The organism is Desulfitispora alkaliphila (genome assembly GCF_050433185.1).
In the GTDB taxonomy this organism is placed as follows: Bacteria; Bacillota; Desulfitisporia; order Desulfitisporales; family Desulfitisporaceae; genus Desulfitispora; species Desulfitispora alkaliphila.
Map to the genome: position 1 here is coordinate 54,899 of NZ_JBNPXS010000011.1, position 21,265 is coordinate 76,163.

Genomic DNA, 21,265 nt, shown 5'->3' on the forward strand with positions numbered 1-21,265 from the left:
TTTTAACAAAGTTCATCTGCTTCCTTGATTAGTCTTAATAACAGTTGATCTTCAGCCTTAACTGGTTCCTGATGATATTTGATTACTTGCCTTAAATTAGATTCTAAGTTAAGTTTTTCAGCAATTTGAACTCCCAACTGGTAATGGTTCCAGTATAAGTAAAATCCTCTCAATATTATTAGCTCTCCATTTCCCCAGCTAGCAATTTTTTTTGATAAAATAGGACTAATTTTAGTGATAATAACAGGTAAAGACCTATCTATTAAAGTGATTTTAAAACCACTTTTTCCTATGTCATGCAGTAATCCAGCTCTAATTATAACATTCTGATCCAGGTTCAAGTTTCGAACATTAGCTATACTAATAGCTTCTTTAGCTACTTTAATACTATGATACTGATCTGCCAGTGAAAGTGAGTAAAAATAACTCTTTTCCTCTACTGTTAGAATTTTGTCTACAAGCTTTTTATCTTGAGGTTCTAGCTTCCCCCAAAGTGCATCACGCACTTGTTTAAGCCTGTAGATCATAGGTATTTCTTCATCTCATTTTTTAGCTTCTCTTCCTCTTCCTCACTTATCTTTTGGCTTTTTTCTTCCCTTTGTTTTTGCGCAACAGCATTACTCCTGTGCTTTAAAACCTTAAACATGAGAAAACCACCTACAGCCAAACCCACGAAAGGCATAATCCAAGCTGTCAAGAAAAAGCCCTCCTTAGGAGGATTTGCTAAAATCTCCATTCCAAAGATACCTACATAATGATCCAAAACCTGTTCCTTAGTGTAACCTGCTTCAATCATCTCTCTTACTTCGTTTCTCATATCCTGAGAGACACCTGCAGGACAATTAGCCAGAGACTTCCCACAAAAATCTGGTGACATTAAATGATTAATTGTTGCCCTGTATTCACTTTCAACGGCATTAGCAACCCCACTGAATAAGAGTAAGGCTACTACAAGAGCGATTATAATTTTTTTATTTGAAATCCCCATTCTCTCACCTCTAACTTTAATTTGTTTATTGCTAGACTTCTGAATTAGCATAATTCAGATATGTTAACGACATCAGCCTCCACCTTTAAAAACGAGAATTGCTATAACGATGATTGCAATAAGAAATATTAATTCGATCATAATATCTCCCTCCTTATTCGCTTAGTTTAGGGATATTAAATGTGAATTTTGTCCCTTGTCCCCATGAGCTATCTGCATATATTTCTCCACCATGAGCATTAATAATGTTCTTTACTATAGAAAGCCCTAATCCTGTTCCACCTAGATCCTGTGACCTGGTTCTTGCTTTGTCTGTTTTATAAAATCTCTCAAAAATAAATGGAAGCTCATCTTTAGGTATACCTACACCTGTATCTTCAACTATTACTGTAACATATTTATCATCTTTTTGGATTGCCATCAAGTCAATTTTTCCACCTTCTTGGGTATATTTGATGGCATTATCTAATAGGTTAATAATTGCTTGTTCAATACGATCGCTATCGATTACTGCATAATCGATACCAGCGCCTATGTGTAAATTCATTTTTATTCCCTTATCCTTTAAAACGGGTTCTATTTTTACTATTACTTTCTTGAGTAACTCATTCAGACTAACCCTTTGTAAATTTAGATTTAACTGTCCTGCTTCAATTTGTGTTAAATCCAGTAGTTCATTCACTAACCGCCGTAATCTCAAAGTTTCTTCTAAAATGATTTGCAAATATTTTTCCTTTTCTTCTTCTGTCTCAGCTAAGCCGTCTAAAATAGCCTCCGTATATCCCTGCAAAAAGCTAAGTGGCGTTCGCAACTCATGAGATACATTAGCTACAAACTCTCTTCTCATTTTATCTAATTTTTTTTCTTTTGTCACATCACTAACCACCACAACCACACCTGTTACAGATCCCGTAGACATAATAGGTGCCAACCTCAATTTAACAAATTTATTATTTATAGTTGCCTCTTCAACTAGAGGTTCACTGCTAGAAAATACTTGCCTAGCTAACTTTTCTATTTCTTTAACAGCCTTAATAGAGATAGGCATAAACTGCCCTGGAGTAATATTTTCATCTAACTCTAGTATTCCCTTAACTGGAGGATTTAAGGTTATTATTCGACCTTGTTGGTCAAAACTAATGACCCCCTCAGTCATACTTGATAAAACATTTGCTAACTTTCTTTTTTCTCTTGAAAGTTCACTAATATTTTGTTCTAACTCCTCACTCAGAAAGTTCAAGGTCCTACTTAGTGTTCCAACCTCATCTGAAGAATTTACATCGACTTTTTGTCCATAGTTACCCCGAGCCATTGCCAAGGCTGCACTATTCATTTGAATAAGAGGTCTACTAATTGACTTTGCAAGAAAGTAAGTGACGATTGTGGCTATTACAATAATTGCCATAGCAGCATACAATATTAATTCTCTAATATTTTCTACAGTTTCAGTAATATCTTCTACAGGAGCATCCATTAATACTGAACCTACAATAAGCCTATTCTGATATACGGGAATGGCGATTGACAGCATTTGTACATTATAAACAGGATGAAGACCCTTACGTGCCAATATTTCCCCCCGCATTACCCGATCTAGATCTGGGATATTTAAGTGATGCCCAGGCCTCACACCTGGAACACCTCTACATGCCTGAACAAGACCCCTTCTGTCAACAATCATAATATTTGCATCTGTAAACTCACTAAGCATCTTAAGATTTTGTGTGAGGTCACCTGATTTTGTTTGGTTTTCACTGCCAATCAGTTCTGCTATTTGAGTTCCTTGCCTAATCATTTCTTCTGTTTTTAATTCAAAATAAAAATTTTCCATAATTTGACTCAGTAGAAACCCTAGCAAAATTAGTAATATAATTATCATAGTGACTATAGTGAGCCATAGCTTGCCCACTACACTCTTAGAAATCATTCTGTCACCTCAAACTTATAACCTACACCCCAGATAGTGCTTATATACTGTTTCTTTTGAGAACATTGACGCATTTTCTCGCGAATCTTTTTCACATGAGTATCTACTGTTCTCAAATCTCCAAAAAAATCATAGCCCCAAACGGTTTCTAGCAACTGCTCTCTAGTAAATACTTTCCCGGGGTGCTCCGCAAAGTAAACCAATAAATCAAATTCCTTTGGAGTTAACACTAATTGTTTTCCTTCTACAGTGACTTCCCTTGAATTAATAAATATCTCTAATCCTGGAAAAGAAATTTTCTCTCCCACTTGCTTATTTATAGCTTTGTCCCTAGACCTACGCAACAGCGCCCTTACTCTTGCTACTAATTCTCTCATACTAAAGGGCTTCACTACATAGTCATCAGCACCTAGCTCAAACCCTAATACCTTGTCAAATTCCTCACCTTTAGCAGTTAGCATAATTATTGGCATGTCACTAAATTTCCTTACTTCCTTGCATACTGTTAACCCATCCACTTCAGGCATCATGATATCTAAGAGAAGTAAATCAAAATTACCTCCTTGCAAAAGCTCTAACCCCTCAGAACCATTAGCAGCTTCACTTACAATGTAACCCTCTTTTTGTAAATACAACTTAACTAGGTCCCTCATCCTTTTTTCGTCGTCTATTATCAACACCTTAGTTGGCATAATTCTACCTCCTGCATAACAAAAAATAACTTGGCTTGCGCCAAGTTTTAAGAGATGGCGGTGCTCTATTCTGTTTCCGCCACTATTCTATTCTTCTATATCAGCATTTACTAGTTCCTGCTTCAGATAATCCCGACCTTTTAAACAATTGAATAAAGTTCAAGACAAATTTTAGTTCTTCGCCATTCATAGTACATACTTGCCTTAACACCGCTTGCACCTGTTCATCTTGTAATAATTCACGTAGTTCTGGGTTGAAACTGGGAATCATCTCTTCTCCATCATAGCTTTCTAATACAAAGTAGCAAGGAGATGTACCTAACACACTAGCAATTTTTTCTATAGTCTTAAGGGAAGGTTGAACTTTATCGTGCTCAATTTGCCCAATTAGTCCAGCAGATAGTTTTGCCTCTTCAGCCAAGCTTTGCTGTGTCATTCCTTGCTCTTCTCTAACCTGCTTTAATTTTTTACCTAAACTATCAAGCTTTGTTGTTTTTATTAACTGATTTTTGGGGATATTAAGGGCCTCAGCGATTTTGCTCACTGTCTTTAAAGAAGGCTGCTTCGCCTCTCGCTCAATCTCACTTAAATAGGAAATTGAAATATTAACTATTTTTGCAAATCGAGACAACGTATAACCGCGCTGTTCTCGCAATAAACGAATTTTATTTCCATGTATTAGCATAAGTTCAACTCCTTATATGACTCCACCTCTGTAAATACATAATTAATTCTACATACATTGTAAAGTTATGTCAAGCTAAAGAAATTGCTCTGTTATTGCATTCTCAAGCTTGTTAAGGGTATTGCATTGATGCATACTTACCTCCGTTACTATTTCTCTCAAAGCCCTTACCTTTTCCCATTCTGACTGAGGTAATGGATTAAGCCAAATAACTTTTTTTACCCGATTTTTTAATGCTTTTATTTCACATACTGTTCTTTCCCAGTTTATTGTCTTACCATCACTTAAAATTATCACAACAGTATTGGTCTGTAAACTCTTACCATGCTTACTCAAAAGAGTGTTTACTGAAGCTCCTATATCTGTTCCCTCGCCCCAAACGGTACTTTCATTCATTAAATTTGCCATTGTACTTTTAAAGTCTCTCTTGTGCTTTAACTTTTCAGTTACTTCTTCAAGATTTTCTGCGAATACATAACTTTCCATATCTTTTAGGTTATTAGAAATCCCATACATAAATTGTACAACAAACGCAGCATATCTAGCCATAGACCCTGAGACATCGCTCAATATCAATATTTTTAACTTTTTCTTTCGCTTTGCCTTATAATTAAGCTTAATTAGGGTACCCCCATATTTCAGGTTATCTCTTATGCTCTTTCGAACGTTTACTTTTTGCATTTTTGAGCTTTTTCTATACCTACGCGACATTTTAGTGGCCAACCGCGCAGACAGTTTCCTTATAGTTAGTTCAACCTTATCTATTTCATCATCAGTTATCTTATTAAAGTCCTTTTCCTCTAAGCTAATATCACTTTCTACCCTACTCTTGTTGATGTGATTTAAATAGCTATCTATTTCATCGTCTCCAGTTTTTTGATTTGGTTGTATAATATTCTGGTCGCTTAGTTGTCGTTTCCAATATTCTAATGCTCCTCTAACTAGATTTTCAATAATTGGTTTGAAATTTTCATCCACTTTGTAGCCACTGCTGCTTTTTTCAATAAAATGCTGTATTTTCTCTCTATCTTCTTGCCCCATATTGCTATAAGTAAGCTTTTCTTCATCGGTTAACTCAAGCTGTTGGTCAAAAAACTGCAACTCATTCTCAGCTTTCCGTTTATCTTCTTCTTCCCTTGAAACATCTTGCTCCCACTTTTGGCTAATTTCCTCCCGATAGGCGTTATTAGAAAAATATGCTTCAAAGGCATCGTCAAAAACCTGTCTATGTTTAGCTTCTTTAACCAATGTAGAAAATAACGCTGCTTTAAAGTGCTTTTTATTTAATAAATCTACTTCACTTATTGCACTCATCCCGTCAATAACCTCAGCAGTACTTATTCTGATTCCTAGCAAACGCAACAGTGCTATAAATCTAATTAAGTGGAATTCGCTTTGCAAATTAATCACCTCTCATTTATAGCCACAGACTCCCGTACTAACTTTTTAACACCTAACTCAGCTTTAAACTTATCTTGATCTGATTTATCCTTTAAAAGCAGATTAAGAGTATTGGTAACAGCACTTTCATCAAGACTTTTAGTTTCTAAGTCTATCAGAGCCCTAGCCCAGTCTAGAGTTTCTGAAATTGAGGGAGCTTTAGCCAAATCTATACTCCTCAATAAGTTAGTAGCTCTTGCTATTTGTAGTGACAGCTTCTCTCCCACGTCCGGAACTTTAGTGCGTAATATTCTTACTTCCTTCTCTATGTCTGGGTAATCTATGTATAAGAAAATACATCTTCTCTTCAAACCATCAGATAGTTCTCTGTCCCCATTACTAGTTAAAATAACAATTGGAACCTGTCTCGCTTGAACTGTACCTAGTTCAGGTATAGAGACTTGGAAGTCTGAGAGAACCTCATACAAGAAAGCTTCAAATTCATGATCTGTCTTATCAATCTCATCAATAAGTAATACTGCTCTTTTTTCTGCCCTTATGGCCTGTAAAAGAGGTCTCTCGAGAAGGTACTTATAAGAAAAAATATCTTTTTCTAAAGAATTGTTATTATCAGCGCTCATTTGTATTTTTAAAAGCTGCTTTTGATAATTCCACTCATAAAGGGCTTTATTTTCATCTAGCCCCTCATAACACTGTAATCTTATCAATTCCGTATCAAAAATGTTACTTAACACCTTAGCTATTTCTGTTTTCCCCACCCCCGGCGCTCCTGTAATCAAGAGCGGTTTGTTCAACTTCACAGCTAAGTATACCGTTACAATAATCTCCTCTTCTCCTATATACCCATTGTTTTCAAACCCATTTTTAATATCAGCTGTGGTAATTTTACTCATTCCAATCCCCCTTTCTTAATTTACCCAAAATACTTAAAACAGTTTTTTTAGACTAGGCATATCTAAAATTGAGATTCTTTGATTTGTAATAGAAATAATATTTTCTTTTTCGAGGCCGCTTAATGTTCTACTGACAGTTTCCCGAGATGTGCCAACCAAACTTGCTAGCTCTTGGTGAGTTAGTTGTAATTCAATATTTATTACATCACCATCTTTTTTGCCGTAGTCTCTTGATAATTTAAATAACCTACTAGCCAATCTACTCTGGGTATTTTTCATGGCAAGATTTTTTATCTGTCTATAGGATTGCCGCATACGCTTTGCCATAGCATCCATAATAATTAATGCCATTCTTGGGGTGTCTTCTAATATTTCTCTAAGGCATTGAATAGGAAGCATTGCTACTTTACAACTTACCAAAGTCTCTGCTATTAGTGGTTGTTCTCCTCCATCTAAAGCGGATACTTCACCAAAAAATTCTTCACAACCTATTATTAAAACAATTTTTTCTTGCCCATCTTCTGATAACTTAGATAACTTAACCTTTCCCTCTAAGACAAAGTAGAAATAATCAGCTGGTTCACCTTCCATAACTATTACTGATTTTCTTTTGAATGAACGAACTAGCATTTTTCGAGCTATTTCTTCAACTGTTGTTCTGTCTTCATTTTTAAATAGGTCAAATTTTAGTAGGGCATTTACTAAACTGTTCATTTATTGACTCCCCTTCGTTATTTACATAAAAGGCTGGGTAATAAAAACCCAGCCAACCGTTGCTCAGATACAATGATCGTTAATTCAAAGTTTAAATAAATTACTTAGCTATTACTGTATCAAAGCTCACACAACAATGTGATTTATATTGTATTTATAAATTAAGATTTTTCATGATTTCGTCAACAGCTTTAACAGCAGGCGAATCATCGGGTAGGTCAAATAATGCTTTTCCTTCCATATCATATTTTACAAGTCTCTCATCATAAGGAATATGGCCAAATAAGTTCAGCTGTGTATTTTCAATTTCTTGCCTCAACACATCTACACCTTGATCTTGTGTTTTTGTTACAATCAGTCCCATATGATCTATTGGTGTCTTGATATTTTTTATAATGTCATGAACTCTTCCTGCAGACCTAACTCCTCTTGCCGATGAATCACTTATAACAAATAAGTAGTCTAGCTTAGGGATAGTCCTTCTACTTAAATGCTCTAGGCCCGCTTCGGAATCCACTACCATGTATTCATATCCCTCTGACAGCTGTTCTATATGCTTTCGCAATAAATCATTGGGGTAGCAGTAGCATCCAGGACCTTGAGGGTTTCCCATTACTAGCAGGTCCACATGCTCAGTTTCAATCAAGCTCTGTTGTAACTTATACTCTACATATATTTCTTTACTCATTCCTGTGGGAATTGCTTTTGGGTCCTTTGTATCCTCTAGTAATTGAGAAATTGTCATATCCACATCAAGCCCCAAAGCTTCATTGAGATTGGCATTTGGATCTGCATCCACCGTTAAAATTGATCCCTTTTCCTTTTTAAGCATTTGTCTCAATAATAGTGCTGTAAATGTAGTCTTTCCGACTCCTCCCTTACCCGCAACTGCAATATTGATTGTCATCAATAAAACCTCCCCACATTTTTTTGGTAGTTATTGCATTCTTAGCGAACACTCCAGTTCTTTAACCCTTCACTATCTAAAATAATTATCCTCTTCCTTTGAACACTAATGAGGTTATCATTCTTAAAGTCACTCAAAATTCTTGCTACTGTTTCCCGAGAAGAGCCAATCATATTAGCTAGTTCTTGTTGACTTAAAGTGAAGTTAATTCCACCAGAATCATCTCCATATTCTTGAGCTAATTTCAAAAGTGTGCTGGCTAATCGACTATAAGTATCCTTTAATGCTAGGTCTCTAATTTGAAGCTGAGCTTTGCGTAATCGCTTGCTCATAACTTTTAAAAGTTTTAATGTTATTTCAGGGCATTCTTTCAACAGCTTGTCTAAATCTTTATTCCTAATAATTCCTATTTCTGCTTTTTCCATTACTTCAGCAGTAGCAGGAAAATTACCTCCATCAAAAAGAAGAATCTCAGCAAAAACCTCTCCAGCTTGTACAAAGTGCAAGATATGTTCTCTTCCGTCGTCTAGCATCTTTGAAAGCTTTATCCTGCCTTCTTTAACAAAATAAAGTTCATCTCCAGGTTCTCCTTCCATAAAGATTAACATGCCTTTGCGATAACGCCTATAAATCACAATATCATTAATTCTTTTTAAATCTTCATGGCTTAGATCAGAAAAAAAAGGTACAGCCTTGAGGGATTGAACAGCATCTGAGCTAATTTCTAACACCTCCTAACCACTATATAAGTACTGGGATTTCTTTTTTTATATAAATATCTTTAAAGCTTGTTTCACATTGATATGCATAGACCTTAACCCCTGAGTTAAAAGCAGCAACAAGAGCCTGAGAAAACTGGGTATCCATGGTCCAATTAGGTGCAAAGCTTTCTGCATCACTTCTTTGTACTATAAATACAACTGCTGCTTCTCCTCCTTCTATAGCTATTTGCTTCAGCTCATCTAAATGCTTTTTTCCCCTTGTGGTGGGAGCATCAGGAAATAATGCTCTTTTATTTTCTACTAAGGTTACGGATTTTGCTTCTACGTACATCAGTTTTTCATTCTCATTAGATTTCAATAGGAAGTCAAATCTGCTATTTTCTTTTTTTACTTCACTTTTTATATATCTATATTGACTAAAATGAAATAGCTCCCGCCGCAGAAAGGACTGTTCTAACAACTTGTTTGGTATAGAAGAATCTATACTCACCCATATGCCTTTATATTTAACACTAGCCAGTTTATATTTTGTTTTTCGACCTTCCTGGCTCTTAATTACCAGACTCACAGGAGCCCCTGTTACCAATAGTTCTTTCATTCGACCTGAATTAGGAACATGGGCTTTTCCTACTATTCCATCTACTTCTACTACTGCCACGAATCTATTTTCTCGAGCTATAAATCGACCTTCAACATGTTCATCACTCATAAGTAGTTTTTACCTCCACATATTAAATAAATCATTTACTGGCACGGTCTCCTTAGTGATAAAACCCTCTCCGTATGTATTATGTATTTGAAGTCCAAAGTATCTATCTCTGATATTTAGCTTTTCAGGATATCCGTCATTAAAATTCAATTCTGTAGACACCGATTGTCCTTTTGTGAAAAATTGACTATCATGAGCTAAAACAGCTTTGACTTTTGTATCATAGTATTCAGTAACATCTACTACAAAGGAAGGTTGTACCATTGGGTTAATGAGATAATAGCAAGCCGTTTTTGGTTTATGGGGTGGAACATCTGGCAGGAATTTTTTTAAGCTAGAAATAAATACTGCTTCATCTAAAAGCTTGCTACAGGCCACATGATCAGGGTGTTTATCCTCCCAGTAAGGAGCAAATACTAATGTTGGCTTTGTAAACCGAAGTACTCTAACTAATTTTAATACATTCTCTTTAGTACAGACCACTCCCCCATCGGGAAGTTCTAAGTTCAATCGAAAAACACAGCCTAATATCTCCATGGCTTTTTTACCTTCACTGCTTCTTATCTCTATGCTTCCATTAGTCCCCATTTCGCCTCTAGTCAAATCTAACAACCCAACTTTATATCCTAATTCAACATGTTTAGCTATAGTGCCTCCCATTCCTATTTCCACATCGTCAGGGTGAGCGCCAATAGCTAAAATATCAACTTGCTCCATAGGTACCTCCCATAATAATTAATTTATGCTTTTTAGTATCTATATTATCCAATCCAATCAGCTTATCTATTAGATTTTGCCCATAGCGACAGGTCATAAACAATCCAGATATCACCATCTCTTGCTGCTTTCCGAACGGAAATATCCAGCTATAATTATTTTCGATTTCTTTGATGGTTTGCTTATTATTTTTTTTATGCTTTTGCCGTGCTTTATGTTCTAAATATTCTATTTGAAAATTTATCTTGTTAAAGCTTTTTTCAGCTATATCAGTAAGATCTGAATCTAATTCACCTAGCCTTTTTGTGATCTCACTATGTTTTTCTTTTAATTCTTCACGCCATATATCAAAATCCTGCAAAATATCAGCCTTTTCAACTTGCTTTAATTTAGCTTCTTGTATTTTATCCCATTCCTCTTTTGTACTACCTAGTCCTATATTATGTTTTTTTAGAAATTCATAATCAGACTGACTTATAATAGTCCCCCTTAGCCTAGGATAAATTATCGGCATTTTCATTCCATAAAAATTATAAATAGATTTCAACTGAGCATAATATGCAATTTCACCTGGTCCTGCAACATATGCAATAGTTGGCAAAATTTTGTCTTGTACAATTGGCCTAAGGGCTACATTTGGACTAAACCTTTTATAATTTTCTTCAATAAAGCTAGGGAATCTATGGATTTGAGTTATTCTTTTTCGCTCTCTCCTATCACAATAAACCCAATCATCTTCTATAAACACTGGTTTTCTTTGCATATCTTCATCTATATAAAAAAGAGGCGTTTGATTCTCTTCAGGAGGGGATAGCTGGTTGTCATAACCCTTTTTCTTTAGTTCATCCCCTTGCTCCTCAACTGCTAATTTTATTTTTTGATGCTCTATTAACGCTTTGCTTAATACAGGTATAGCTTTCTTTTTTACATGAGAAAGAAGGGGATCAATCAATACTAATCCATATTTAGAAAACAAATGTGATAATAGTTTGGCAAACCATATCCCCACATCTTTAGATTCATGGGTTATACGCCTAATCTCAGTAAAAAGAGCTATGTCTGTTATTGAGTTTTTTTCTATTTGATCTAATATCTTATAAATATTGGAGGGTAACGGAATTTTTCCGACAGGAACCATACCCAACGTTGGTTTTGTAAGTTTGTGCTTTTCAATACCGTTGTTCCACCAATAGGTATGATTAACCTCTTCATAATCGTGATCTTCACTAGCAACCCAAAAAACTGGTATAACCGCATCACCTGTTTTACACTCTATGGCTTTTGCTAAATTTATTGCAGTAATTGCTTTATAGAGCACAAAGACCCCACCTGTCAACATTCCAGCTTGTTGTCCTGTAACTACTACTCTGCTCTTACTTTCTTTCAACTTTTCAATATTTTTAAGAACTTGTTCACTGCAATTTAATTGTAAATTATATTCCTTTAAAGCATTGGCCAGTTTCGTTCGTTCTTCTAAACAGAAGTTTTCAGAAAATTTATCGATATCATTATTTCTAGCTAGCCAAGCTCGATTTTCAAAGTTAGGGTACTGAAAAAACTGGTCTGTATAGCCATTTTGATTTATGTAATTATCCACTAATTTATTACCAGTTAAAATATCCTGCTCTACTACTTTCATCTTAATTCCCCCAAACATAAGTAAAAAACGCTGAAAGGTCAGCGTTATAATTAATTAGATTTAATGCAGTTTTTGCAAACGCCATAAAATTCTATACGATGGTAGTTTACCTTGCCTCCAATCGCTTCCTCTACTTTATGGTCTAGTTTTGAGATTAATGGTAAATCAATATCATATACATTATCACACTCTTCACATGCAAAATGATAGTGATTCTCGGCATTACCATCAAATCGTCGATAGGTACTACCATAGTTTAGTTCAGCAATTTCTCCTACCTCAGATAGTAACTTTAAATTCCTATAAACTGTACCTAAACTAATATCAGGAAGCTCTTTTTTTGCTTGTTCATAAATCCAGTCAGCTGTTGGGTGGCAAGTTGTATTTCTCAGTATCTCTAAAATAATTTTTTTCTGCTTAGTCATTCGGGTGCCAATTTTTTTTGTCATTTTACTTGCCTCCATTCATGTGAAACAATAATTATTACTGTTATCGTTATCTTAAGTATACGTTACAAATTATAATGTGTCAAATGTTAAAACTATTATAACAAATAAAATATACAGTGGAATACCCATTAAGAGATACTTTGCAGTTAGCTTACCCTTGAGTTTTAAACTTAATAGAAGCACACTAGCAGATAAAATAGCAAAAGAAGCACTTACTAGAGCTATGTTAGTTAGCTCCCACTTTGTCATAGTAATTCCCAATGCAGGAATTAATGAACTCTGAAAAACCATAGCCCCCGTAATATTTCCCATAGCTAATGTGTCTTTCTCACTTCGAACCCAAATAATACTGTTAAACTTTTCAGGCAGCTCTGTAGCAACAGGAGCGATTATTAGGGCTAATATAAACCCGGGTACTTGCAGGATTTCTGCAATACTCTTTATGGCATTGACAAAACCATGGGCACCAATAATAATCATAGCCAAAGCAATTATTATTTGAATTAATATTATTTTCAGTTTGGGATATGTGACTTTTCTTGCCAAAAATAAAGGCTTTAAATGAGCTTCTCCTAATGTGTTATTATCCCTCAGCGTTAGCCAAACATAAATCACATATATTAACACTAATAGGACGGCTATGAAGTTTCTGAAAAGAGGGTTAGCAATAAATGTAGCACTAATTGCAACAGTGTAAGCAACTAAAAAGAAACTTAAATCCCTGCGCATTACAGTTGGGTTTATGTTTAAATTTGTTTGACCCAGTCTCCTTCTTTTGAAAATAATTATAGAAATACCTACAATTCCCATAGCAAGCGTTGCTAACATAAAGGGGGCACCGAGAATTGCACCTATCCCTATGTCTTCTCCACTTTTGCTCCCCAATAATATTGCAATAACCGGGATCATTGTCTCAGGTAGTGCTGTTCCAACAGCAGCTAATATGCTGCCTACTGCACCTTCAGCTAGTTTCAGCCTTTTACCCAGCCACTCTATTCCATTAGTAAAAAGATGGGCTCCCATGAGAATAACGATCAAACTAGAAAGGAGTAGAAATACATTTAACAATTTTTTCACCTCAAATATTGCTTATTCTACTCCATCTATATGTGGTTACTAAAACATTTATCCTAGTTTTTGCATAATCATTTCTTTATTCGAAAATGTTGCTACTTCTTTATAGCCTATACTTTTAGCTATCTGGATAGCTTTATCAATGTCTCTTCCAACCTGCTCAGGCCTGTGAGCATCTGAACTTGTGGTTATAGGAATTCCATGGCTAAAACAAGCCCTTAAAATCTTTTCCTCTGGATATACTTCCTTTACTGGCTTATGCCATCCGTTTGTGTTGATTTCTACTGCCATATTGCTTTTCTTTATTACCTTTAGTACAGGCTCTACATATTCCAATACATCTTTTCTTGATCTATAACCAAATACCTTGATTAAGTCTAAATGACCTACTACTTGAAACTGCCCAGTAGCTGCCATGTCACTTATAATTTGAAAATAACTTTCGTATAATTTTTCTTCCTCCCATTTATGGTACTCGTCCATAAAATCGGCGTTATCAAAAGGCCATCGATTAATCTCATGAACAGATCCAATTATGTAGTCAAAGTTGTATTTTTCCATTTGTTTTAATATTTCCTGTTCACTACCATTTCTAAAGTCTACTTCTAGCCCCATTCGAATTTTTACCTGGGGAAACATTTCTCTCAGGGTTTCATACAGGTCAAAGTCTATCTCATTAAAAAAGCGATCGTGCTCAGTAAAACCTAATTCTCCTACTCCTCTTTTTATAGCAGTTTCAACAAATGGTTTTATATCTTCTAGTGTATGCTTAAATTCTCCGTGTGCTAATCCGTGTACGTGATAATCTACAATCATGATTTACCTCCAATGTTTGCTGCTGAGATAATTCATAATAAACCTCTCACATATGAAAATTGTGAGAGGTTTATATAGTTTATTTAAAATTCATTTGGCATCTCTGAAAGCTGAGTCATTGTAAAAACAGGACCATCTAAACAAACAAAACAGCTTCCTATATTACATCTGCCACACTTGCCAATACCACATTTCATTCTCATTTCTAAAGTGGTAATTATATCGTCGTGGTTATACTTCATTTTATCTAGGGATTGCATTACAAATTTAATCATAATGGGTGGGCCACATACTATTGTCACTTTCCCTTTTGGGTCAGGATTAAGCTCTTCTAAATAAGCTGGCACAAATCCTACAGGTCCATCCCATGTGTCGTCGCCTCTATCTACAGTTACATTTACTTCAGTATCCTTTACTTTTGGCCAATTTTCAAACAAATCATCCCTAAAGCATAAATCATTAGGCGACCTTGATCCATAGACAATTTGTAGCTTGCCAAAGTCATCTCTGTTTTCGACACAATAGTTAATCAGAGACCTTACAGGAGCTAATCCAATTCCCCCGGCTATAAAGAGTACATCTTTACCTTTAACCATGTCCACCGGAAAGCCATTGCCATAGGGACCTCTTACACCGACCTCTTGCCCAACTTGGGCTTCATGAAGAGCATCCGTCAATAAGCCAGTTTTCTTTATAGCAAATTCCAAGTGATTTTCTCCTTGACTAGTTATGGAGAACATAGCTTCACCTACACCTAGTAGGGATAACATCGCCAATTGCCCTGGCATAGGAGTAAATGGCTTGCCATTTTCAGTAGTCACATGAAAAGTTTTTACATCTGGAGTTTCCTGTATAATGTCAATAATTTTACCCTCTATAGGAACTAAAGGATTTATTTTCTTTATATCTTCTACACTAACCGACATTAATATCCGCCTCCTTTATCTGCCCAATCAGCTTAGTAATATCCACATTTACTGGGCATTTCTTCAGACAGCGGCCACATCCAACACACATTAATTCGTCGTCATAGCGTTCCGGGAAATATCTTAGTTTGTGCATAAATCTCTGGCGCACTCTTTCTTTACCAGTAGGTCTTGGATCGTGTCCTCCTGCCATTAATGCATAATCGGAAAACATACAGGAGTCCCAACATCTGTAATTCTCACCGCTTTTCCCAACTTTTTTACCTTGAACATCGAAGCAATGACAGGTTGGACATAGATAGGTACATGTGCCGCACCCGATACACTTTCGATAAACATCATCCCAGATTGGATGCTCAAACATTTTCTGTAAGCGTTCTTTCACTCCATCTACGGAGACCACATCTAAGCTAAAGCCTTCAACCTTTTTAGGCTCTCCTTTTGCATCCGTCAAAAGCCCTTTTAATTGCTTTAGCAACTCTTCTCCTTTGTCTGTCTTAGCTTCAACACCATATTCATCTCCGCAATTGATTAACGCTAAGTCAGCACCCTCCTCAACCTGAGGGTTAACTTGCATTTTATCGCAGAAACATGATGGCTCAGCCTTTTCACATCCAAGGGAAATAAATACTGTATTTTCTCGTTTACTCTTATAGAATTTGTCTTCAAATCCCTTAGTCAAAAATACTAAGTCTAAGAGTCTAATACTTTTCATATCGCACGGTCTAACCCCAAAGACAATCTGTTTTTCCCCTGTAGCAGCTACTTCTTCTATAGAGTTTTTAAGGTTATTTACTGTAAAGTTATACATAGTTTCTGTTTGCGGAAAGACTGTATCTTTAGGAGATAACAATGTATTTTTATCTAGCATTAACTGTATACCATCCGTATACTCAGCAAATTTTGTTACACCTTCAACTTCTTGAGGTACTATTAGCTTACCCTCTTTTGCTAATACTTTTAGCAAGTCGTTTAATTTTGACTTATTAATTGCTTTCAAAATACCCACCTCCTCTAACTACATAAATTCTTCAGGATCTTCTGTATTAAACTTACCAAGTGGTGGCTCTTCCTCTGCAGTAACTCCGGCCTCGAATTCTCCGAAAAGCTCATTGATATCCTTAGCTAACTTTTTGTTTAGCTTCATCAATGGAACACCCACTGGACATACTCTTTCACACTCTCCACATTCTACGCACCTACCAGCTACATGCATTGCTCTAGTAATGTGAAACATTTGGTTTTCAGCTAGATTTACTGCCTTATTCTGCCACCCTACTTTATACTGATCCACATAGCATTCTCTACAGTTACAAGCAGGGCAGGTATTTCTACATGCATAACATCTGATACACTTTTCGTATTGCTTTGACCAGTATTGATACTTTTCATCTGGACTCTTTTGCTCCAACTCATCTACTTCTTTGTAGATATCCTCTTTAGTAATATCTGCTTTGGAAACAGGATCATTCAGCATCACGTCATATATAACTGGATTGGGATGAGTACATTCTTGACATTTCTTTTCCATAGGCAAGTCAGCAGCTTTACTAGCTGAAACAGCATTGTTGGCATCTTTCATACCTTCACAGGGAATTCCGATCAAGACAACTTGATCTCGATTTAACTGATTATCGTTTATTAACCTATTAATTCCCCTAGAATCACAGCCTTTAACTGCTAAACCTATTTTAACGTCTGGATCTAACCTCATTGCGTAGCGAGCCAAACTATAACTACAGAATTCATCCCATATTAGCCTCTCTATTTCTTCTGGTTTATCGATGAATGCCGGCGGTGACTGATACCAAAACGTACCCTTTTCCCAACCGATAAAATATTTGATTTCACCACTTTCCAGTAACCCTTTCGCCTTTTCTCTCAATGCATCCGTTATAGTCATTTCGCATCCCTCAACTTCCTGTTTGGACCTAACTCTCTAATATCTTCCGTCATCTGAGTTGCCGTTTCAGCAAATTTTTGACCTTCAGAGCCTGATATCCAACGAGCCTGAAATCTCTTGGGGTCAACCCCCACATATTCAAGCATTCGCTGCATCAACAAGAATCTACGGCGAGTAAAATAATTGCCACTAACATAGTGACAGTCTCCTGGGTGTCAACCAGCAACTAAAAAACCATCAACACCGCGTTGAAACGCCCTAACAATAAATTGAGGATTAACTCTACCCGAGCACGGAACTCTGATAACTCTAATATTAGGAGGGTAATTTAATCTACTTAAACCTGCTAGGTCTGCCCCTGCATAACTACACCAATTACAAGCAAACCCCAAGATGGTCGGTTCCCAATTCTTGTCTACAGACATATAGCATCCACCTCCGCTAAAATTTGCTCATTTGTAAAGCCTTTTAGGTTAAGTGCTCCTGGCCTACAAGCTACAGTACAGGCACCACAACCCTGACATAGACCTTGGTTAACTGATGCTACCTTACGCTGCTTTGTACCACCATGAACTCTTTCCTCTAGTGTTTTCATTTCAATTGCTTTATATGGACACACTGGTACACAAATTTCACACCCTGAGCAGGCACCTTCATTTACAAATGAAATCATTGGATCCGTAGCCATTTCACTTTTACTAAGCAAGCCACATGCCTTAACTGCCGCACCACTTGCCTGTGCTACTGTTTCAGGAATATCTTTAGGACCTTGACACGCACCTGCTAAAAATACCCCTGCAGTATGTGTCTCAACTGGTCTTAATTTAGGGTGAGCTTCTGTAAAGAAGTTGTTCATGTCATAGGTAAAGCCAACTTTTCTAGCTACATCGGTTGCATCTGCTTTTGGTACCATAGCAGTTGCCAATACCACTAAATCAGCCTCTACTTCAACCGCCTTACCTAAAAGAGAGTCTTCACCCCTTACTATCAGCTTCTCTCCATTCTGATATATTTTAGATACCCGTCCTCTAATATACTGAGCTCCAAATTGATTTTGAGTTCTCTGATAGAATTCATCGTAATCTTTTCCAGGGGTTCTCACATCCATATAGAAGATGTAAGGGGTTGCCCCTTCAATTTTCTCACTAACTAGCGTAGCATGCTTAGCCGTATACATACAGCATGTTTTTGAACAGTATGCCTTTCCCTTCTGTTCATCTCTAGAACCTACACATTTAATGAAAACTACATTCTTTGGAATTTTTCCATCAGACGGTCTCTTTATTTTTCCACTTGTAGGTCCAGATGCATTAACTAGTCTCTCAAAGTGCAATCCCGTTATCACATCAGGGTATTTTCCATATCCATATTCCCCATAAACGTCATGGTCAAACTGATCAAATCCTGTAGCTACTACAATGGCACCGTATTCGTCAGTGACTAATTCATCTTCTTGCTCAAAGTCTACTGCTCCAGTTGGACATATCTTCTGGCATACTTTGCATTTTCCCATTTGGAAGAATCTACAATTGTCTCTATCAATAACTGGTTTATTGGGAACTGCTTGTGGAAATGGAGTATATATGGCTCGTCGTTCACCCATTCCCATTTCAAACTCACTGGAAACTTTTTTAGGACATTTTTCATAACAAGCTCCGCAACCAGTACATTTATTTAAATCAATAGACCTAGCTTTTTTTCTAATAGTAACTTTAAAGTTACCAACAAATCCATCTACTTTTTCGATTTCTGAATAACTGACAATATCAATATTCTCGTGGGCTGCTGCGTCAACCATTTTAGGTGTTAAAATACACGCAGAACAGTCTAGCGTAGGGAATGTCTTGTCGATTTGTGCCATCCTACCGCCAATACTAGGATCTCTTTCCACAATAGTTACTTTATGTCCAGCATCGGCAATATCAAGAGCAGCTTGAATACCTGCAATCCCACCACCAATTACTAGGGCTTTTTTGTGAATAGGTATAGTGGACTTCTCTAACTCCTCATTCTTAGCTGCCTTTGCTGCAGCTAACCTAACTAAAGACTTTGCTTTCTCAGTACCCTTTTCTTTATCAGAGTGAACCCACGAGCAGTGCTCTCTAACATTTGCTATTTCAAGCAAATACGGATTTTTGCCAGCACTTTCTAGCGTCTTTCTAAATGTAGCTTCGTGCATTCTCGGTGAACAAGCTGCTACAACTACAGCATCAAGGTTCTTTTCTTTAATAGCCTTTTTAATTACTTCCTGCCCAGGCTCTGAGCACATATATTTATAGTCCTCAGCATGAACTACATTTGGGTATTCTAATGAATCTTTTGCAACATTAGGGCAATCCACCGTAGCAGCTATATTACTACCACAATGACAGACAAATACTCCAACTCGCTTCATATCTAAGCCCCCCTCCTACCAGCAGGATGGATTTTCTTATCTATTAGCAACGGCAAAGCATCTACGAAATGCTTATTTACCCCAACTTCTTCTGGAATGTAGCCAATAGCCATTCCCACCAATTCTGTAAAATAGAATATTGGTAAATTGTAATCTTCTCCAAACTCTTTGAGAATATCTCCTTGTCGCATATCTAAGTTAATCATACAAAGTGGACATGCAGTTGCAATACAGTCTGCACCAGCGTCTTTAGCATTTTTTAGAATATCTCTAATCATTTTTATTCCTACATCAGTTTTCTGAGTAGAGTGACCTGCACCACAACATTCGTTTTTATATGCCCATTCTACAGGTTCTGCTCCTGCTGCTGCCACAATTTGATCGATTTTTACTGGATTTTCCGGATCGTCCATAGCTAGTTCCCGTGGTCTAACCCATAGGCAACCATAATAAGAAGCAACTTTTAAATCTTTTAACGGTACAGAAGTTTTTTCCTTAATTGCATCTGTTCCTATGGCTTGATGTACTACATCTATAACCGAGACTACCTGGTTTGATCCATTGTACTCTTTACCTATCACTTCATTAATTTTAGCTTTGGTGGTCTCCGACGTTGTTATAGCATGATGGGATGCCTTTAGGCGACTATAACAAGCAGCACAAGGAACTGCTATATCTAACCCCTGTTCTTCAGCAATCTGTAAATTTCTTGCTGGTAATGCAAGGCCAAGTAGTTGATTTGTGGCATGAGCTGAAGAGGCACCACAACAATTCCAATCAGGTATCTCCTCTAGTTGAACACCAAAAAAATCAGCTACAGCTTTCGTTGACATATTGTACTCAATCCCTGTAGAGCTAAGAGAGCACCCTGGGTAATATCCAAACTTCATTATAATTCACCTCCAAGTTCCACCGACTTCTCAAAAATTCTCTTGATAGATTCGGTATCCCTAACTTTACTAGGAGCAATATGAATCTTGCCCTTCTGCATCATTACAGGTCCTAGACCTGCATCTTTGAACAGTTGCCCTGATCTAATATTAAAGTTCATTATTAATCCCATTTCATGAACTCTGCCGTATTTTTCAACAGACTTTAAAAATTGGTCTGTGAAAATGTCTATATTTTTTTCTGTGATAAAACCTGCTCCCTTTGCTTTGATTCTCAATGTCTCCATCAGCTTTGCTAGTTCAATACTCTTAGGACACCTGGTGTAGCAGGTTTCGCAGTGCGCACACAGCCAAATTGTTTCTGATTTTAGAACATCATCTTTCATCCCCAATTGAAGCATACGAATAATCTGTCTAGGAGTATAGTCCATTGCAAAAGCAACAGGACAACCAGCTGAGCACTTACCGCATTGGTAACACTCGTTTACAGTAACCCCACTTTCAGCCTCAACAGCAGTTACAAAATCCTTCCCCTTTTCTTTCTCTGCAGTTAAGTTTACTCTTTCCATCTTATCCCCCCCTTTGGTATTTTTTTTAATTCTAAAAATAGTACTAGTTTTAGCCCCCCCAAAAAACAATTTACTTGTATCTATTCTTTAATAGTTTTTATTTTCCTTCTTTTTACTACCAAAAAATATTTACTCTAATACAAAAAATTACTACTTGAGACTTTTGCAAAATAAGCTTTTTGCTTAAAAGTTGACTTTACCAATCAGCTGATCTTGCTAGTTTGACTTGAATAAAGTAAAGATTTCACT

Annotated in this window: 23 protein-coding genes; all 23 read right to left on the reverse strand. The window is 36.5% G+C overall.

All coding sequences use genetic code 11. From position 1 onward, the window contains the following. Nucleotides 1–2 precede the first annotated feature (2 nt). The 23 genes from GGQ84_RS05850 to GGQ84_RS05960 all read right to left on the reverse strand — a co-directional run bounded on the left by GGQ84_RS05850 (nucleotide 3) and on the right by GGQ84_RS05960 (nucleotide 21,016). A complete protein-coding gene (locus GGQ84_RS05850; protein WP_429160412.1) occupies nucleotides 3–527 on the reverse strand; it encodes an HDIG domain-containing metalloprotein in 525 nt (174 codons plus the stop codon). After that, entirely contained in the window at nucleotides 524–1,039 is a 516-nt protein-coding gene (locus GGQ84_RS05855; protein WP_429160415.1) for a cytochrome c-type biogenesis protein, read from the reverse strand. Before GGQ84_RS05855 ends, GGQ84_RS05850 begins: the two co-directional genes overlap by 4 nt. A gap of 103 nt (nucleotides 1,040–1,142) precedes the next feature. After that, nucleotides 1,143–2,915, reverse strand: a complete 1,773-nt coding sequence (locus tag GGQ84_RS05860; protein ID WP_429160417.1) for an ATP-binding protein — start codon at nucleotides 2,913–2,915, stop codon at nucleotides 1,143–1,145. Next, complete coding sequence (locus GGQ84_RS05865) at nucleotides 2,912–3,607, reverse strand: response regulator transcription factor (protein WP_429160419.1); 696 nt, start codon at nucleotides 3,605–3,607, stop codon at nucleotides 2,912–2,914. Before GGQ84_RS05865 ends, GGQ84_RS05860 begins: the two co-directional genes overlap by 4 nt. A gap of 100 nt (nucleotides 3,608–3,707) precedes the next feature. After that, complete coding sequence (locus GGQ84_RS05870) at nucleotides 3,708–4,292, reverse strand: helix-turn-helix domain-containing protein (protein ID WP_429160421.1); 585 nt, start codon at nucleotides 4,290–4,292, stop codon at nucleotides 3,708–3,710. A gap of 75 nt (nucleotides 4,293–4,367) precedes the next feature. Then, entirely contained in the window at nucleotides 4,368–5,702 is a 1,335-nt protein-coding gene (locus GGQ84_RS05875) for a vWA domain-containing protein (RefSeq protein WP_429160424.1), read from the reverse strand. Continuing rightward, nucleotides 5,699–6,586: an AAA family ATPase gene (locus GGQ84_RS05880; protein WP_429160426.1), complete on the reverse strand. Its 888-nt coding sequence runs from the start codon at nucleotides 6,584–6,586 to the stop codon at nucleotides 5,699–5,701. The genes GGQ84_RS05875 and GGQ84_RS05880 overlap by 4 nt, the downstream gene beginning before the upstream one ends. 33 nt (nucleotides 6,587–6,619) lie before the next feature. Beyond that, complete coding sequence (locus tag GGQ84_RS05885) at nucleotides 6,620–7,300, reverse strand: Crp/Fnr family transcriptional regulator (RefSeq protein WP_429160428.1); 681 nt, start codon at nucleotides 7,298–7,300, stop codon at nucleotides 6,620–6,622. A gap of 154 nt (nucleotides 7,301–7,454) precedes the next feature. Further along, nucleotides 7,455–8,207, reverse strand: a complete 753-nt coding sequence (locus tag GGQ84_RS05890; RefSeq protein ID WP_429160431.1) for an ATP-binding protein — start codon at nucleotides 8,205–8,207, stop codon at nucleotides 7,455–7,457. 41 nt (nucleotides 8,208–8,248) lie between these two features. Next, nucleotides 8,249–8,938, reverse strand: a complete 690-nt coding sequence (locus GGQ84_RS05895) for a Crp/Fnr family transcriptional regulator (protein ID WP_429160433.1) — start codon at nucleotides 8,936–8,938, stop codon at nucleotides 8,249–8,251. A gap of 10 nt (nucleotides 8,939–8,948) precedes the next feature. Further along, a complete protein-coding gene (gene sfsA, locus GGQ84_RS05900) occupies nucleotides 8,949–9,638 on the reverse strand; it encodes a DNA/RNA nuclease SfsA (RefSeq protein WP_429160435.1) in 690 nt (229 codons plus the stop codon). A gap of 9 nt (nucleotides 9,639–9,647) precedes the next feature. Then, nucleotides 9,648–10,355, reverse strand: coding sequence for a bacillithiol biosynthesis deacetylase BshB1 (bshB1, locus tag GGQ84_RS05905; RefSeq protein WP_429160438.1), 708 nt, complete (start codon nucleotides 10,353–10,355; stop codon nucleotides 9,648–9,650). Beyond that, on the reverse strand, nucleotides 10,342–11,994 hold the full coding sequence (bshC, locus tag GGQ84_RS05910; RefSeq protein WP_429160441.1) for a bacillithiol biosynthesis cysteine-adding enzyme BshC: 1,653 nt from the start codon (nucleotides 11,992–11,994) through the stop codon (nucleotides 10,342–10,344). Before bshC ends, bshB1 begins: the two co-directional genes overlap by 14 nt. Nucleotides 11,995–12,044: 50 nt before the next feature. Next, nucleotides 12,045–12,443, reverse strand: coding sequence for a Fur family transcriptional regulator (locus tag GGQ84_RS05915; protein ID WP_429160444.1), 399 nt, complete (start codon nucleotides 12,441–12,443; stop codon nucleotides 12,045–12,047). 69 nt (nucleotides 12,444–12,512) lie between these two features. After that, nucleotides 12,513–13,520: a sodium:calcium antiporter gene (locus GGQ84_RS05920; RefSeq protein WP_429160447.1), complete on the reverse strand. Its 1,008-nt coding sequence runs from the start codon at nucleotides 13,518–13,520 to the stop codon at nucleotides 12,513–12,515. 48 nt (nucleotides 13,521–13,568) lie between these two features. Beyond that, nucleotides 13,569–14,333: a histidinol-phosphatase HisJ family protein gene (locus tag GGQ84_RS05925; RefSeq protein WP_429160450.1), complete on the reverse strand. Its 765-nt coding sequence runs from the start codon at nucleotides 14,331–14,333 to the stop codon at nucleotides 13,569–13,571. 83 nt (nucleotides 14,334–14,416) lie between these two features. Then, nucleotides 14,417–15,259, reverse strand: a complete 843-nt coding sequence (locus GGQ84_RS05930; protein WP_429160453.1) for an FAD/NAD(P)-binding protein — start codon at nucleotides 15,257–15,259, stop codon at nucleotides 14,417–14,419. Beyond that, on the reverse strand, nucleotides 15,249–16,259 hold the full coding sequence (locus GGQ84_RS05935) for a 4Fe-4S dicluster domain-containing protein (RefSeq protein WP_429160456.1): 1,011 nt from the start codon (nucleotides 16,257–16,259) through the stop codon (nucleotides 15,249–15,251). Before GGQ84_RS05935 ends, GGQ84_RS05930 begins: the two co-directional genes overlap by 11 nt. A gap of 18 nt (nucleotides 16,260–16,277) precedes the next feature. Next, the gene (locus GGQ84_RS05940; RefSeq protein WP_429160459.1) at nucleotides 16,278–17,162 is read right to left on the reverse strand and encodes a 4Fe-4S dicluster domain-containing protein; all 885 of its coding nucleotides are present in this window, start codon (nucleotides 17,160–17,162) and stop codon (nucleotides 16,278–16,280) included. Further along, complete coding sequence (locus GGQ84_RS05945; RefSeq protein WP_429160461.1) at nucleotides 17,159–17,587, reverse strand: hydrogenase iron-sulfur subunit; 429 nt, start codon at nucleotides 17,585–17,587, stop codon at nucleotides 17,159–17,161. Before GGQ84_RS05945 ends, GGQ84_RS05940 begins: the two co-directional genes overlap by 4 nt. After that, the gene (locus tag GGQ84_RS05950) at nucleotides 17,578–19,557 is read right to left on the reverse strand and encodes an FAD-dependent oxidoreductase (protein WP_429160464.1); all 1,980 of its coding nucleotides are present in this window, start codon (nucleotides 19,555–19,557) and stop codon (nucleotides 17,578–17,580) included. The genes GGQ84_RS05945 and GGQ84_RS05950 overlap by 10 nt, the downstream gene beginning before the upstream one ends. Before the next feature lie 2 nt (nucleotides 19,558–19,559). Continuing rightward, nucleotides 19,560–20,447, reverse strand: coding sequence for a CoB--CoM heterodisulfide reductase iron-sulfur subunit B family protein (locus GGQ84_RS05955; protein ID WP_429160467.1), 888 nt, complete (start codon nucleotides 20,445–20,447; stop codon nucleotides 19,560–19,562). Beyond that, nucleotides 20,447–21,016, reverse strand: coding sequence for a 4Fe-4S dicluster domain-containing protein (locus GGQ84_RS05960; RefSeq protein WP_429160470.1), 570 nt, complete (start codon nucleotides 21,014–21,016; stop codon nucleotides 20,447–20,449). Before GGQ84_RS05960 ends, GGQ84_RS05955 begins: the two co-directional genes overlap by 1 nt. Nucleotides 21,017–21,265 lie beyond the last annotated feature (249 nt).

Coding starts and splice junctions, on each gene's coding strand:
- GGQ84_RS05850 (WP_429160412.1), bottom strand. CDS start 527: ATGATCTACAGGCTTAAACAAGTGCGTGATGCACTTTGGGGGAAGCTA.
- GGQ84_RS05855 (WP_429160415.1), bottom strand. CDS start 1,039: ATGCTAATTCAGAAGTCTAGCAATAAACAAATTAAAGTTAGAGGTGAG.
- GGQ84_RS05860 (WP_429160417.1), bottom strand. CDS start 2,915: ATGATTTCTAAGAGTGTAGTGGGCAAGCTATGGCTCACTATAGTCACT.
- GGQ84_RS05865 (WP_429160419.1), bottom strand. CDS start 3,607: ATGCCAACTAAGGTGTTGATAATAGACGACGAAAAAAGGATGAGGGAC.
- GGQ84_RS05870 (WP_429160421.1), bottom strand. CDS start 4,292: ATGCTAATACATGGAAATAAAATTCGTTTATTGCGAGAACAGCGCGGT.
- GGQ84_RS05880 (WP_429160426.1), bottom strand. CDS start 6,586: ATGAGTAAAATTACCACAGCTGATATTAAAAATGGGTTTGAAAACAAT.
- GGQ84_RS05885 (WP_429160428.1), bottom strand. CDS start 7,300: ATGAACAGTTTAGTAAATGCCCTACTAAAATTTGACCTATTTAAAAAT.
- GGQ84_RS05890 (WP_429160431.1), bottom strand. CDS start 8,207: ATGACAATCAATATTGCAGTTGCGGGTAAGGGAGGAGTCGGAAAGACT.
- sfsA (WP_429160435.1), bottom strand. CDS start 9,638: ATGAGTGATGAACATGTTGAAGGTCGATTTATAGCTCGAGAAAATAGA.
- bshB1 (WP_429160438.1), bottom strand. CDS start 10,355: ATGGAGCAAGTTGATATTTTAGCTATTGGCGCTCACCCTGACGATGTG.
- bshC (WP_429160441.1), bottom strand. CDS start 11,994: ATGAAAGTAGTAGAGCAGGATATTTTAACTGGTAATAAATTAGTGGAT.
- GGQ84_RS05915 (WP_429160444.1), bottom strand. CDS start 12,443: ATGACAAAAAAAATTGGCACCCGAATGACTAAGCAGAAAAAAATTATT.
- GGQ84_RS05925 (WP_429160450.1), bottom strand. CDS start 14,333: ATGATTGTAGATTATCACGTACACGGATTAGCACACGGAGAATTTAAG.
- GGQ84_RS05930 (WP_429160453.1), bottom strand. CDS start 15,259: ATGTCGGTTAGTGTAGAAGATATAAAGAAAATAAATCCTTTAGTTCCT.
- GGQ84_RS05940 (WP_429160459.1), bottom strand. CDS start 17,162: ATGACTATAACGGATGCATTGAGAGAAAAGGCGAAAGGGTTACTGGAA.
- GGQ84_RS05950 (WP_429160464.1), bottom strand. CDS start 19,557: ATGAAGCGAGTTGGAGTATTTGTCTGTCATTGTGGTAGTAATATAGCT.
- GGQ84_RS05955 (WP_429160467.1), bottom strand. CDS start 20,447: ATGAAGTTTGGATATTACCCAGGGTGCTCTCTTAGCTCTACAGGGATT.
- GGQ84_RS05960 (WP_429160470.1), bottom strand. CDS start 21,016: ATGGAAAGAGTAAACTTAACTGCAGAGAAAGAAAAGGGGAAGGATTTT.